Origin of the sequence: Nocardia sp. NPDC052112 (genome assembly GCF_040680135.1) — a bacterium.
GTDB lineage: Bacteria > Actinomycetota > Actinomycetes > Mycobacteriales > Mycobacteriaceae > Nocardia.
The window spans coordinates 237,973-252,382 of sequence record NZ_JBFAWD010000009.1 but is presented as its reverse complement, the minus strand read 5'-3'; the positions used below and the strand labels follow the sequence as shown (position 1 = coordinate 252,382).

At 66.5% G+C, this 14,410-nt stretch carries 11 protein-coding genes; 5 read left to right on the top strand and 6 right to left on the bottom strand.

All coding sequences use genetic code 11. From position 1 onward, the window contains the following. Positions 1 to 117 precede the first annotated feature (117 nt). Both AB0L58_RS20065 and AB0L58_RS20060 read left to right on the top strand, forming a co-directional pair. Positions 118 to 576: an SRPBCC family protein gene (locus AB0L58_RS20065; protein ID WP_364388689.1), complete on the top strand. Its 459-nt coding sequence runs from the start codon at positions 118 to 120 to the stop codon at positions 574 to 576. A gap of 37 nt (positions 577 to 613) precedes the next feature. Continuing rightward, positions 614 to 1,825, top strand: coding sequence for a low temperature requirement protein A (locus AB0L58_RS20060; protein ID WP_364388687.1), 1,212 nt, complete (start codon positions 614 to 616; stop codon positions 1,823 to 1,825). Here AB0L58_RS20060 and AB0L58_RS20055 read toward each other — a convergent pair. From AB0L58_RS20055 to AB0L58_RS20035, 5 genes are all read right to left on the bottom strand, one after another. Further along, positions 1,803 to 2,651 carry an ion transporter gene (locus AB0L58_RS20055; RefSeq protein WP_364388685.1) on the bottom strand — a complete coding sequence of 283 codons (849 nt, stop codon included), beginning with the start codon at positions 2,649 to 2,651 and terminating at the stop codon, positions 1,803 to 1,805. The two genes, AB0L58_RS20060 and AB0L58_RS20055, sit on opposite strands and share 23 nt — an antisense overlap. A gap of 58 nt (positions 2,652 to 2,709) precedes the next feature. After that, on the bottom strand, positions 2,710 to 4,290 hold the full coding sequence (locus AB0L58_RS20050; protein WP_364388862.1) for a GMC oxidoreductase: 1,581 nt from the start codon (positions 4,288 to 4,290) through the stop codon (positions 2,710 to 2,712). A gap of 206 nt (positions 4,291 to 4,496) precedes the next feature. After that, complete coding sequence (locus tag AB0L58_RS20045; RefSeq protein ID WP_364388683.1) at positions 4,497 to 6,071, bottom strand: alpha/beta hydrolase; 1,575 nt, start codon at positions 6,069 to 6,071, stop codon at positions 4,497 to 4,499. Between the two features lie 128 nt (positions 6,072 to 6,199). Further along, complete coding sequence (locus tag AB0L58_RS20040) at positions 6,200 to 6,382, bottom strand: DUF1272 domain-containing protein (RefSeq protein WP_364388681.1); 183 nt, start codon at positions 6,380 to 6,382, stop codon at positions 6,200 to 6,202. 72 nt (positions 6,383 to 6,454) lie between these two features. Then, entirely contained in the window at positions 6,455 to 7,222 is a 768-nt protein-coding gene (locus AB0L58_RS20035) for a sulfite exporter TauE/SafE family protein (RefSeq protein WP_364388679.1), read from the bottom strand. Between the two features lie 230 nt (positions 7,223 to 7,452). Here AB0L58_RS20035 and leuA point away from each other — a divergent pair, with 230 nt between their 5' ends. Beyond that, positions 7,453 to 9,246, top strand: a complete 1,794-nt coding sequence (leuA, locus tag AB0L58_RS20030) for a 2-isopropylmalate synthase (RefSeq protein WP_364388677.1) — start codon at positions 7,453 to 7,455, stop codon at positions 9,244 to 9,246. An 897-nt stretch (positions 9,247 to 10,143) separates the two neighbouring features. Then, positions 10,144 to 11,865 carry an AAA family ATPase gene (locus AB0L58_RS20025; protein WP_364388675.1) on the top strand — a complete coding sequence of 574 codons (1,722 nt, stop codon included), beginning with the start codon at positions 10,144 to 10,146 and terminating at the stop codon, positions 11,863 to 11,865. A 295-nt stretch (positions 11,866 to 12,160) separates the two neighbouring features. On the opposite strand, the gene AB0L58_RS20020 is transcribed toward AB0L58_RS20025, so the two are convergent. Next, on the bottom strand, positions 12,161 to 13,057 hold the full coding sequence (locus AB0L58_RS20020) for a LysR family transcriptional regulator (protein WP_364388860.1): 897 nt from the start codon (positions 13,055 to 13,057) through the stop codon (positions 12,161 to 12,163). Between the two features lie 388 nt (positions 13,058 to 13,445). On the opposite strand from AB0L58_RS20020, the gene AB0L58_RS20015 reads away from it, so the two are divergent. Further along, positions 13,446 to 14,410: EamA family transporter (locus AB0L58_RS20015; RefSeq protein ID WP_364388673.1), on the top strand; the 965-nt coding region annotated here is incomplete at its 3' end.

The following is a 14,410-nucleotide window of genomic DNA, read 5'->3' as shown; positions in this document are numbered from 1 at the left end:
CGTGATCACCCTGAGATATGCGGCCGAGTGGCCTCGGGCACTACCCGCTCGGTTGACTTGCGAATGTGTCGCTGGGCACAATTTGCCGAGGTAGTTGGGCGGGGGCGGAGGTATGGAATGCGTACAAAGACCGATATCCGTTTCGTCGTCGACGCCGATCCCGAGCAGGTTATGGATGCGCTAGCCGCCGTCGAGATGCTGCCGCAGTGGTCGACGGCCTACACCGACGCTCGGGTCGCCAGCCGCGATGACGAGCTGCGCCCGCGCCGGGTATTCGTCAAAACGGAGCTGATGGGCAGCTCGGATCTCCAAGTGCTCGAGTACGAATGGACCGACATCCGGTCGTCCTGGGAGGTCACCGACAGCACGCGCGGAGTCAAGGGCGGTGGCTGGTTCGAGGTCACCGCGGGCGAGGACGGCACCGATGTCTGGTATCACCAGGACATCTATATTCCGCTGCCGATCCCGGGCATGCTGGTACGCCGGACCATGCGGCGCTTGAACGAAACCATGGCGCAGAACTTCATCGAGTTCGCCGAGGGCTTCACCGAGAACGAGAATTATCAGGCCGTGTAGAACGCACCTGTCGCATTCGGATGCCACTATGTGAACCATGATCGGTTCCAAACGGGCACGCCTGCTGCCAACGGCCGAAGATGCGTCGGTAACTCAGCTCGAGTTGTTCTTCGACCTGGTGCTCGTCTTCGCGTTCACCATGGTCACCGGCCTGGTAGCACACGACACCAGCGCCAAGAACATGCTGCGCGCGCTGCTGGTACTCGCCGTGATGTGGTGGCTGTGGATCGCTTACTCCTGGCTCGGCAATGTGGTGCGCGCGGACGAGGGCATCGCGCGCGTTGCCATGTTCGTCGCGATGGGCGGCGGCTTCCTCGCGGCCCTCACCATTCCCGAGGCATTCGAAGATGCGCCGGGCGGGTGGTTCGGCCCGCTGGTCTTCGCGATCGCGTATCTGATTGTGCGCCTGGTGCATCTGGGCATGTTCATGCTTGCCAGCGCCGAGGATTCACAACTGCGCAACCAGGTGCTGCGCTGGAGTCTCGGTTCCATCACCATCGGGACCACCCTGCTCATCATCGCCGCGACGACATCCGGGACGGCGCAGATCGTGCTGTGGATCGCCGCGATCGGTGGCGATATGGGGTGGACCCTGCTGGCAGGCGAGGACTGGCGGGTGAATTCGGCCAGCCATTTCTCCGAACGCTACGGGCTGATCGTCATTGTGGCACTTGGTGAATCGATCGTATCGATCGGTATCGGCGTTGCCGGACTGCCCATTTCGTGGCCGATCACCGTCGGATCGCTACTCGGACTGGCGGTTTCAGGTCTGCTGTGGTGGGCGTATTTCGATGTGGCGGCACTGGCGGTGGAGCACGAACTACGGCAAGCCGAGGGCGAGCGGCAGATCAAGATCGCCCGAAACTCCTACACCTTCTGGCATTTCCCGATGATCGCCGGGATCATCGGACTCTCGCTCGGACTGAAGAAGGTGCTCTACTACGTCGGCGACGCATCGGCGCACAACCTGACCGACGCGCTGTCGGGGATACCGCTGTTCGCGCTCTACGGCGGTGTGGTGCTGTATCTGATCGCCCTGGTCGGGTTCAAACAATATGCGACCAGAAGCGTCACGGTGCCGCGGCTGGTGGCCGCCGTGGTGCTGCTGGCGCTGATTCCGGCGGCCTGCACGCTGCCCGCGCTGGCCGCGCTGGCGCTGCTCTGCGGTGTACTCGTGCTGCTGATCTTCTGGGAGACGATGCGTTACGCGCAGCCGCGCGATGAGATCAGGCACGCGGCACACGATTGAGGTGGAAGCGCACGGTCTGTTCGTGCGGCGTCGGGCCGTAGTTGGACGGCGGCACGCGCACCCCGTTGTGTACCGCGTCGCGGATCTGATCCACGTTCTCGCGGATCATGTCCGAGACCAGTTCATCGGTGCGCGGATCGGCCAGCACCTGGAAGACGATGCGAAATGTGGTGTCGGCGATGAGCCGGATGATCTCGTCGTGGAACGGGATGTAGCGGACCCGGCCGGCCTGCGGATCGTTCTTGATGAGTTCGAGGATCATCTCGTCCATTTCGGCGCGGTTCTCCTCCAGCGCCGCCGCGATATTGCGGGTGTAGTGGCCGGTGCGCAGCACATGCGCGACCTCGTCCAGGATGGCGATGGTCATGGGGCGCTTGATGACCTCGACGATGGTCGTCACGAACCGGTTCACCACCGCCGCGGTCACCCGATCACCGAGTGCCCGATCGGCGACCCGGCCGACGCGCACGGCGATCACCACGATCCGCAGTAACCGGAACCCGCGGAAGAACGGGCTGGTCACCGGGACCATGCCGAGCACTTCGTACCAATAGATGAACGGGAACGTCCACGGCCAGCCCGCGCGGCGCCAGCGCCAGAGGAACTCGACGGCGAATATCGCGCAGACCGAATAATCGAGCGCCACGATCACGCGGTAGGTGTGCGCGGAGACATCGAAGAAGCTGACCCAGGTGACCAGCACGACCGAGACGACCGCCAGCGCCAGCATCACCAGGTCCGACCACAGCGCAGGCGGCTTATGTGGAAAATCCAGCTTCGGCCCGTCGCCGAGGCCGGGCGTGGTCGGCCTGGTTGGAGTTGCCACGTAAGGATCCCTTCGACGCCGAACGATCCCGCCGAGGGTAATACGCCTGCGGCCCGGATTACTTCCCAGCGCGGATGATCGCCTCGATATTGCGTTCGGCCAGTGCGGTGATGGTGAGTGAGGGGTTGACCGTGCCGGTGCTGCCCGGAATGGCCGCACCGTCCATCACATAGAGGCCGGGGTGACCGTGGACGCGGCCGTTGCCGTCGGTGGCCCGGCCGAGCACCGCACCGCCCAGCGGGTGCGCGGTGAATACGGCGTTGGCGTCGTAGCCGAGCGCGCCGTATTCGACCAGGGCACCGGCACGCTCGGCGATCCGGTGATCGACGTCGCGGGCGGCGGCCACGATATCGTCGCGGTTCCTGGTCGACCAGGACAGTCCGACGGCATTGCGGGCACGGTCGTAGCCGAAGCGCGAGCGCGCCGGATCGAGCACCATGCCGAGTGAGGCGAGCGCGCCCGTCTCGAACGGAATGCCTGGGATATACCAACTTTCGAGAGTGAGCGGCACCGCGGATTCGTCGAGGATCCGGCTCACACTCGGCACGCCCTGACCGTAACCGGCCAACTCGCTCGCGCCGCGGGCGAGCACCACATCACCATTGGTGCCCCAGCCGTCACCGACGTGCTCGTTGAGGTTGGGCAGTGCGCCGGTGGCCTGCGCCCGGACCAGGAGCTCCGAGGTGCCGATGGATCCGGCGCCCAGGAAGAGGCGGTCGCAGGTGAGGGTGCGGGTGCCGATCACCTCGCCGGTCGGCGCGAGCTTGGTGACGGTGACCGAGTAGCGGCCGCCGGATTCCTGGGCGATGGCATCGACGCGGTGGCCAGGATAGATCGCGGACTTGCCGGTGTCCTCGGCATAGCGCAGATAGTTCTGGCCGAGGTCGAATTTCGCGCCGTTGGAGTTGCCCAGGTTACTGCGTGCGACCGTCGCGGAAGGCCTTGTGGTACCCGCGATTTCGCCGCGCACGATATCCCAGTTGAAGATCGAGTCGTTGGCCACCGGTTGGTAGCCCGCCTTGCGCACCTGTTCGTCCCAGGCCCGGGAATGCGCGAACGGCGACGCGGCATAGAGGTCGGCCGGAATCGGGCTGAGCCGCAACATCTCCCGCACGCGCGGGTAGTAGACACGCTCCATTTCGCCGTAGTCGACCGTGCCGCCGAAGACATGGTCGAAGAAGCGGCGCTCAGGCGCGATCATCGCACCGGAGAAGATCACCGAGCCGCCACCGACCGCGGCCGCCCGCCATACGTCGATGCCCGGGTACTGGGTGCAATCGAGCACCCCGCCGAAGCTGGCGAAATGCGTCGGCACCTTGGTGACGCCCGTGAAGTTGGTGCGATGCCAGAAGCCGCGGCCGTCGGGCAGATCGTCACCGGTGAAGATCTCCCGCCACGGATCGTTCGGCCAGCGCGAACCGCGCTCCAACACGGTATTGGCGATGCCGGCCTGCGCCAGACGCAGTGCGGTGACCGCCGCACCGAAACCGGAGCCGATCACGATCGCGGGCGAATGCTCGGGCGGATCGGGAAGTGGCGCAAAGATTTCCGGCACCCACATGCGGAAAAGGTTGTCCCACATGGGATCTACGGCACCAGATGGTCCCGTACCCACTGCAGCACTCGCGACACCCAACATCGCGGCCGTACCTGCTGCCTTGAAAAAGGCACGTCTGTGCACCCGGCCACCTCCCTCATCACGCATGGCCGAGCGCAGACTACCGGGATTCCGGTGCGCTGAACAGTGCTGGGAATGATCTTGGTCGACCACGGGGGCTCGCGGTCGGCGACAGCGGCTGTCGAGCAAGCCCGAGCACCGCGAAACCGGAGGAACCCGCAGCCCGTTCAGTCCGCGAAAGGTGCCCGATCCGGCTTACAGGTCGCACCGGGCGCGGGGAGTTGCAGGTCGACGAGATAGTGCTCCTGGAGGCGGCCCGCGCAGTCGCCGACCACCGAGTGGCCATAGCCGCTATCTATGACGACCAGTCTGGCATTGACCATTTCCTGCTGGGCACGGCGGGCGGCCGTCAGCGGGGTGACCGGATCGAATCGGTTGTTGAACAGCAAGGCTGGCTTATCCGAGCGCAGAATCCACGGACCGGTAATGCGCTGCGGATAGCCCGCGGTCGCCGCGGGCCAGGCCCCGCAGGCCTGGCGCAGATACAGCCACATGGCGCCGTAATGCGGTGCGGTGTTCGCGAGTTCGGTTGCCATCGTTGGCCATTGCTCGGATTCGTGACCGAAGTTGTTGTCCGCGCAGCTGATCGCGGTGAAGGCTTCGAGGAAGTCGTCGGTGAAACCGCCCGCGGTCAGAATCTGTTGTACGACATCGGGATTGCCCGCCGGTCCGCGCTCGAGTTCGGTGAGCAGCTCGGCAAGCGCGGGCCAGCCCTTCTTCGGGTCGTAGAGCAGGGTGGCGTGGACGGGCAGCATCTCGGTCAGGGCCACCGCGCGGGCGCGCTCACCCTGTCCGACCTCGATCGGCCCCTGACGCAGCCGGTCGAGCACGGCATCGTTGCGGGTGCGCAGCGCGGCGGCATCGGTCTTGGCCGGGCCCGCGAACGCGCAGCGTGGCTGTCCCGCTTCGGCACACAGCCGCAGGAATTCCGTGAGCACCTCCTCGGTGCCCGCCGCGGAGTCGACGACCTGGGCGTAAGTATCGTTGGTATAGGCGTCCGGGTCGATCATCGAGCCGAGCTGCAGTGCGCGGACCCGGTCGCCGAAGAGCGCGCCATAGACCGCGCCCAGATAACTCGCGTAGGACCCGCCCTCGTAGGTCATCGTCGCCTCGCCGACCCCGCGACGCAGCAGATCAAGGTCACGGGCGGCATCGACGGTGCTGAGATGCGGCAGGAGCTCCGGACTGTTCGCGGCGCACGCGGCGGCCAGCTCACGGGCATTCCGCGCGGCGATGCCTTCCTGTTCGGCATCGGTCGGCGGGAGTAAGAATCCGGACCAGAACCGGTGCTGCTCTTCGGCATTCGGGAAGCAGCGCACCTGCCCGCTGCGGCCGACGCCACGCTGATCGAAAGTGATCACATCGAATCGGCGGGCCAGCTCGCCGGAGAACAGCTCACCGTGACCGGCCCATGTGAAACCCGAACCGCCCGGCCCGCCGACCGCGGTGAACAGGGTGCCGATGCGCCGATCCTGATCGGCGGCAGGCTGTTTGAGGACGGCCAGCGACAGCATCGCACCGTTCGGCTGCGTGTAGTCGATCGGGACCGCAGCCGTTGCACACTCATACTTGCTCAACTCCGGTTCGGCGCACCGCACCCAATCGAGCTTCGGGGTCGGCGCCGCATCGGCCTGCGCGACGAGTTCGGCGATCTGCGACACGGCCTCGCTCTGCCGGGTGCACGCGACCAATGACGGCACCAAGACGATCAGTGCCAACCCGACGATCTTCCACCCGCGCATACCGATCATCCTGCGTTGCGGACCCGGTCCACGTCGTCCTCCTTTGGGACCAATCCCGCTCCGCCACAACCGTGATCGCCCAGCGCCGGGCGGTCGGGGATCCACCCGACGCGCTTGCGAGACCCGCACTAGACCGGGCTGGTTCGCCGCGGGCGACGCGTCAGCTCGCCGCCGCAGTTCGGGCAGACCGCATTCATCGCCGTCGTGCACTTATCGCAGAAGGTGCATTCGTAGCTGCAGATATGCGCGAGGCCGTCGAGCGCGATGGCCACATCGCAGCGCTCGCATACCGTCCGCATCTCGAGCGCCATGCTCCTCCTCCATCGGTCCACGACAACTGCCGGTCACACAGGCTATTGCGCCGACGCGGCCGGCCGGCCGGCCTAAGACATCAGCAGCCGGACCACGGCAATGCTGCCCACCACGACGATCACCACACGCAATGCGGTGGGCGGCATCCGCCTGCCCATCTTCGCGCCGAGTTGGCCGCCGATGATCGAACCGACGGCGATCAGCGCGGCGACCCGCCAGTCGACATCGGCGATCACCGTGAACACCACCGCGGAAACCGCGTTCACCAGCAGGCCGAGCACATTCTTGACCCCGTTGAGCCGCTGGATGTCCTCGTGCACGAACACCCCCAGCAGCCCGATCAACAACACGCCCTGGGCCGCGCCGAAGTAACCGCCGTAGATGCCGCACAGAAATATCGCGACGTACAGGATCAGGCCACCGTGTTCGGGCGCCGGACCGGTATCGGCCGCGCGGCGCTGCTTCACCCAGCGCGCCAACCGCGGCTGGACCACGACCAGGATCAACGCCGCGAGGATCAGCACCGGCACGATCGCCTTGAACGCCGCGGCGGGCAGGACGAGCAGCAGGATCGCGCCGGTGGTGCCGCCGAGCAGGGACGCGCTGCCGAGCCGGACCAATCTGGCCCGCTGCCCCTCGAGTTCGCGCCGGTAGCCGTAGGCACCGCTGACGCCGCCGGGGACCAGGCCGATGGTGTTCGACACATTCGCCGTGACGGGCGGAATCCCGAAAGCGAGCAGCACCGGGAAGGTGATCAGGGTGCCCGATCCCACGATGGTGTTGATGCCGCCCGCCGCGATGCCCGCGCCGAAGACCGCCAGTTGTTCCAGCCAAGTCATATGAAGTACCTCCAGCCGGTCGGAACGCTAATCGTCAGGTCGGATGACCGGACGATCGGGACCGGGCTTTCGGCGGGGCAACGGGGCACGGTAAACTCGCCGACATCATGCAGCGGGCACTTCTTCTCGGCCGCCGCGACGGGGTCTGATCGGACTGGCCTCCCGTCGCGGGGTTCTGCCGTGCCGGTCGACCCGATAACTGGGATCCACCACACCCTGGAGAAAATCGCATGTCCCCCGCTGACGCCTTCGTATCCGGCTCGCGCGCCATCACGGCCCCGAGCAAGCCCGCCCCGGCCGACCAGCCCGCCTGGAACCGGCAGAAGAACTCCTCCATGCCGACCTTCCGCTACCGGCCCTTCGCCGAGGAGGTCGAGTCGATCACGCTGCCCGACCGCACCTGGCCGAACAAGATCATCGACCGCGCCCCCGGCTGGTGCGCCGTCGACCTGCGCGACGGCAACCAGGCCCTGATCGACCCGATGAGCCCCGCCCGCAAGCGCCGCATGTTCGACCTGCTGGTGCGAATGGGTTACAAGGAGATCGAGGTCGGCTTCCCCTCGGCCAGCCAGACCGATTTCGACTTCGTCCGCGAGATCATCGAGGACGGGGCGATTCCCGACGACGTCACCATCCAGGTGCTGACCCAGTGTCGCGCCGAACTGATCGAGCGCACCTTCGAGGCGTGTGCCGGTGCGGCCAATGTGATCGTCCACTTCTACAACTCGACCTCGGTCCTGCAGCGGCGTGTGGTGTTCCGCGCGGACCAGGCGGCGGTGAAGAAGATCGCGACCGATGCCGCGAAGCTGTGCCTGGAGATCGAGAAGAACTATCCGGACACCAACTGGCGCTACGAGTACAGCCCGGAGTCCTACACCGGCACCGAGCTGTCCTACGCCAAGGAGGTGTGCGACGCGGTCACCGAGATCATCGCGCCCACTCCCGACAAGCCGATGATCATCAACCTGCCCGCGACCGTCGAGATGGCGACACCGAATGTGTATGCCGACTCGATCGAGTGGATGAGCCGCAATCTGGCCCGCCGCGATTCGATCGTGCTGTCGCTGCATCCGCATAACGACCGGGGCACCGCGGTGGCCGCCGCCGAGCTGGGCTACCAGGCCGGTGCGGATCGCATCGAAGGCTGCCTGTTCGGCAACGGTGAGCGCACCGGCAATGTCTGCCTGGTGACGCTGGGGATGAACCTGTTCTCCCGCGGGGTGGATCCGCAGATCAACTTCTCCGATATCGACGAGATCCGCCGGACCGTCGAATACTGCAACCAGCTGCCGGTGCACGAGCGCCACCCCTACGGCGGCGATCTGGTGTACACCGCGTTCTCCGGTTCGCATCAGGACGCGATCAACAAGGGTCTGGACGCGATGAAGGCGGCGGCCGACGCGGCCGACTCCGATGTCGACGACATCGTCTGGGAGGTGCCGTACCTGCCGATCGACCCGAAGGATGTGGGCCGCACCTACGAGGCTGTCATCCGGGTCAACTCGCAGTCCGGTAAGGGCGGCGTCGCCTACATCATGAAAACCGATCACGGGCTGGTGCTGCCGCGCCGGCTGCAGATCGAGTTCTCCCAGGCGATCCAGAAGATCACCGACGGTGAGGGCGGCGAGGTTTCGCCCAAGGAGATGTGGGATGTCTTCGCCGAGGAGTACCTGAGCCCGATCCAGCCGCTGGAGCGGATGCGGCAGAAGGTGACCGCCTCGGAAACCGACGGGGGCGTGGACGCGATCACCGCGGTGGTGAAGGTCGACGGCGTCGAGCAGGAGATCACCGGCGCGGGCAATGGACCGCTCGCCGCATTCGTCGACGCGATCGCGACGGTCGGATTCGATGTGCGGGTGCTGGATTACTCCGAACACGCGATGTCCGCGGGTGACGACGCACAGGCCGCGGCGTATGTGGAGTGCGCGATCGGCGACAAGGTGGTCTGGGGTGTGGGTATCGCCACGTCCATTACGACCGCGTCGCTGCGGGCTGTTGTTTCGGCGGTGAACCGGGCGCACTGAGGCGGGATCGCACGGCGCTGCTGGACGGCGACGCCGAGGATGTCAGCGGCGCAACCACTTTCCGAATTCGGTCCGGGCCTCGAGTCGTAAGGCTCGGACCGAATTCCCTCATGGACCTGGCATCGACAGCCTCGTAGTTACGAGGTGGTCGCCAGGCCACAGGTCCGCGGCGGTCGACGAAAATCCCGATTGGCCCGTGCGCGTCGATCATCGCGAGTTCGACGATCGAGTCGGTGCCCTCGGTGACCGTCGCCTGACCGGCGTGATTGTTCATAGCCTGGCGGCGCGGGTGTGGTTGGCGACTTCTCCCCGGGGATCTTCGGGAGGGCCTTGGCGTACCGCACGGTAATCATGTTCAATGCCGCTTTCGACGAGGTGTAGGCGAGCTCGTGCATCTTCGAGACGGGCTGCTCGGGATCGGTGACGACCGCGCAGGAACCGGCCGCGCCAGCGTGCCGGACCCGGCCGCCGAAGCGGCGCCCTGGTTGGGGTGCCGTCCATTACGACGGCGTCGCTGCGTGCTGTGGTTCGACAATCGATCGGGCGCACTGGTCCGGCCCCGGAGGTCGGTCCGATCGATCCGGATTCCTCCGCTCGGACCCCGGAGTACGGTGGGATCGGACACCCATCGGTGGGAATTCTGTTGCCGACCGGGGTGCCCGGCTCTCGATCTTGCTGTTGGACAGTGCTTTCGAGTTAGCTGCAAGCAGCGGCTGGTCGCGGTGTGTCATTCGACGCGGCGGCCGTGTATACCACGGCGCGGGGCCAAGTGCCCCGTGCTAGCGTTGATTCGCATTCAAGCGCCGAGCTCTCTGCTCGAATTCCCGAGCAGATGGGGGAACTGTGACAACTAACGACCACAACCCGACTTCTCCGCCCTGGCTGCAGAGTCATTCGGTGGATACGGCCGAGGTCACCACCGACTCCTCGACGCCGGATGAAGCGGCCGAATCCGCAGCTGTCGATGCGGGATCCGAGCCCGCGACCGATGAGCACGAGGTCACCGACCAGGCCGAGCAGCCCGATGAGCCCGCATTGTCGGAGCCGGGGCAGTTCACCGGATACTCGGGCGGCCCAACGGATCAGACCGTCACCTATCCACAAGCCGGGGTGCCGCCGCAACAGTACGGAGCGCCCGAGGTTTTCGCGCCGCCCGGTGCGCCGGGGCCGTACAGCACCGGTCAACTCGCGCAGCCGTATCAGCCGAATCCCGGTCAGAGCGGTAGCCATCCGGTGCAGCCCGAGCCCAACTATGGCGATTACCGGCAGGAGATCGGGCCCGACGGGCTGGTTCGGCGGGTGCCGACGGAAAGTCAGGCCGAGCCACAGAGCGGGCCGATCTACAGTTGGGCGCCGCCACCGCCGGTGCAGCAGCCCATGTATCAGCAGCCGCCCATGAGCCAGCAACCGCCCACTGGGCAGCTGCCGTACGCCGAGCAGGGACCGGGCACCGGTGTGATGCCATACGGCGAGCAGGGACCGGGCACCGGTGTGATGCCATACGGCGAGCAGGGACCGGGCACCGGTGTGATGCCATACGGCGAGCAGGGACCGGGCACCGGCCTGATGCCATATACCGAGCAGGGACCGCCGCCGGGTTGGCAAGGCGGCCCGCCGAATACACAGCAGCCGTTCCAGCCGCAGCATGTGCCGCAGCCCGGCCAGCCGGGACATTCGGTCAATGACCTGAACCTGCTCAAGCGGGCCAGCAAGGCGCCGCGCAGTGGCTGGCGGCGCGCGGTGCACAAGGCCTCCGGCGGCATGATCAATCCGGGTGAGTCCGCGGCGGATGTCGTCTACCGCGATCTCGTCGACCGGGTGAATCAGCCGGTGCGCGGGGACTATCGGATCGCGATCCTCTCGCTGAAGGGCGGCGTCGGCAAGACCACCACCACGGTCGGGCTCGGCTCGACGTTCTCCTCGCAGCGTGGTGACCGGGTCATCGCGATCGACGCCAATCCCGACCTGGGGACCCTGGCGCACCGAGTGCCGCGGCAGACCCGCTCCACTGTGCGCAATCTGCTCGAGGACCGCCACATCACCAGGTATTCCGACGTCCGGGCGCATACCTCCCAGGCACCCAGCCGACTCGAAGTGCTTGCCAGTGAACAGGATCCGGCGGTTTCCGAGGCCTTCAGCGAGGCCGACTACCGCCAGGCCATCAGCATCCTGCAGTCGTTCTACAACATCATCCTCACCGACTGCGGCACCGGTCTGATGCACTCGGCCATGGCTGGTGTGCTCGATATGGCCAGCTCACTGGTGCTGGTGACCTCACCCGCCATCGACGGCGCCCGCAGCGCCTCGGCCACCCTGGACTGGCTGGACCACCACGGCTACGGCAAGTTGGTCGAGCGAACCGTGGTGGTGGTCAACGCATCTCGCCGCGGCGCCTCCACCGTCGACCTGGACCAGCTACGCAAGCTCTTCCTCGACCGCACCCGCGCGGTCCAGGTCGTGCCCTTCGACGACCATCTCGCCGAGGGCGCGGAAATCGACCTGGAACTGGTGAGCAAGCCGACCCGCCGCGCACTGCTGGAACTGGCCGCGATGGTCGCGGACGATTTCGGCTATATCGGCCACCAGCAATACCGCCCCGGGCTGCCCCGGCACCACTAGCCTCTCGAACCCGCTGCCCCGGGCAAGTTGCCCGGGGCAGCGACGGTCCACCCGATGACCTGCCGCCGTATCACGAGAATTCAGCTGGCACACACCGTGTGGGCCCAGCACATGCGTTCTGACTGTGCCCCAAAGTCTGCCCCAGCGATTCAGGGTCACCCTGGCGTCCCACATCAGGAGAATTCAGCTGGCACACAGCGTGTGACACTGTCACATAGATTGCAACTTTTGCGACGGTGCTACACGGTCTGTGCCAGCGATTTCTGCCGCCGCACGAGCACGACATTCGCAGGAGCTATTCGGCGGTGATTTGGGCGGCGGCGGTGTGGAAGGCTTGGAGGACGGTGGCTATCGCGGGGCGGGTTGCGGCGTGGGGGCGGGTGGCCAGTTCGTAGAGGCGGGCGGCACGGACGCCGGAAAGGCGGAGGACGGCGAGGTTCGGGTGGGCCACGGCCCAGCGGGGCATGAGGGCGACGCCGTAGTTGGCGGCGACGAGGGTTTCGATGACGCGGAAGTCGTTGAGGCGCTGGGCAATACGGGGTTGGACGCCGGTCATGGTCGCGATGGAGCGCAGCACGTCGTCGACGGGGAAGCCGCCGCGCACGCTGAGCCAGGTCTCCTCGGCGAGTTCGGCCGGGGCCACCTCGGTGCGAGTCGCGAGCGGATGGCTCGGTGCGACAACGACATCGGTGGGTTCGCGCATGATGACCGAGGTGCGCACGCGAGGGCCCGCGATACCGGGTGCGCGCTCGTCGCGGTGGGTGAGGACGATGTCGTAGTCGGCGAGCAGGCGCGGTACTTCACTCGGCGGCAGGTCCTCGTCACGGGCGACGACCTCGACACCACTGTCGGCCAGCGCGGGCAGCACCCGTGGCAGCAGCAATGCCGCACCGGACGGGAACAGCGCGACCCGGACGCGGCCGCGCGCGGACCCGCGATAGTGCGCCATCTCGGCCACCGCGCGGTCCATCGCGGCAAGCACCTCATCGGCGCGCACAACCAGCGCCTGCCCCGCATCGGTGAGCCGAACCCGCCGCCCATCGGGCTCGAGCAGCGCGACGCCCGCCTCCCTGGCAAGCACCTTGAGCTGCTGCGACACCGCCGAAGGAGTCAACGAAAGCGCCTCGGCCACAGCCGCGACAGTCCCCCGATCCGCGAATTCCCGCAGCACCCGCAACCGCTCAACCGCCATCGGCGGCCCAACCCGCACGTCCGCCGTGGCGTCGGCTCGGGCTGCTTCACCTCGCGCCGCCTTGCTCTCCGCGGCGTCAGCCGGCACCGCTCCGGTCTCCGTCGTTTTGCCCCGCGCCACGTCGACTCGAGCCGCTTCACCTTCCATCACTTCGCCCTCCACTGCACCGCCATCCACCGCTTGGCCCCACATCACGTCGGCTTGCGCCGCTTCGCTCTGCGCTGTCCCAATCAATCGTGTTGCCGCAGTCGATGCTGACGCTGGGGCGGCTCCGGGTCCGCTGGCCTTCCACCGACCACTGGGAGCGAGGGATCATTAAGTGATGCTACATGGATAGTGCATATTTATTCGATTGTTCTTATTGGTTTCGTTGCCGACGATAAGGGGCGTGACCAATCGTGATCGTTTGCTCGGGCTTGCTGTTGTCGTGCTGTGGGGACTGAATTTCATTGCGATTCGAGTGGGACTGGACCACTTTCCGCCGTTCTTTTTCGCCGCGCTGCGGTTCGCGGTGATTGCGGTGCCGGTGCTGATGTTCGTACCGCGGCCGGAGGTGCCGTTGCGCTGGTTGCTGCTGTACGGGATCGGGTTCGGGATTCTGCAATTCGCGTTTCTGTTCACCGCTATGCGCGCGGGCATGCCGACCGGGTTGTCTTCGCTGGTGCTGCAATCGTCCGCACCGTTCACGGTGGTTCTGGGTGCGCTGTTCCTGCGAGAGCGGCTGCGGGTGACGCAGTTGTTCGGCATTGCCGTCGCCGTGGCGGGCATCGTGGTGATCGGGCTCGATCGCGCGCAGCACGCGCCGCTGTTGCCGGTGCTGCTGACGCTGGCGGGTGGTCTGGGCTGGGCCTTCGGAAATATCGGCTCGCGCTTGGCCACGGCGTCCGGCGACCCGAACCCACTGCATCTGACGCTGTGGATGACGGTTGTGCCGCCGATCCCGATGTTCGCGCTGTCCGCATTCATCGAAGGACCGACGACCGGCCTGCGGGCATTGACCGACGTCACCTCCCCCGGCGGCTGGCACGCACTGCTCGGCCTCGCTTACATCGTCGTGCTCGGCACCATCGCGGGCTCCGGCCTGTGGACCTACCTGATGAGCCGGTACCCGGCCAGCACGGTCGCCCCCATGTCCCTGCTGGTCCCGGTGGTCGGCATCCTCGCCGCCTGGGCAGCTTTCGGCGAGGACCCGACGCCGCTGTCGCTGCTCGGTGGCGCGATCGTGATCGCCGGTGCGTTCGCGGCAACGAAGGTGGGTCGCCGCGATGCGAATACCCCAGCGGCGGGCCCGGTTTCGCCCCTGCCCGCAGCGCCGGATCCAGCCCGAAGCAGGCAACCCGGATTGGTAGAGGT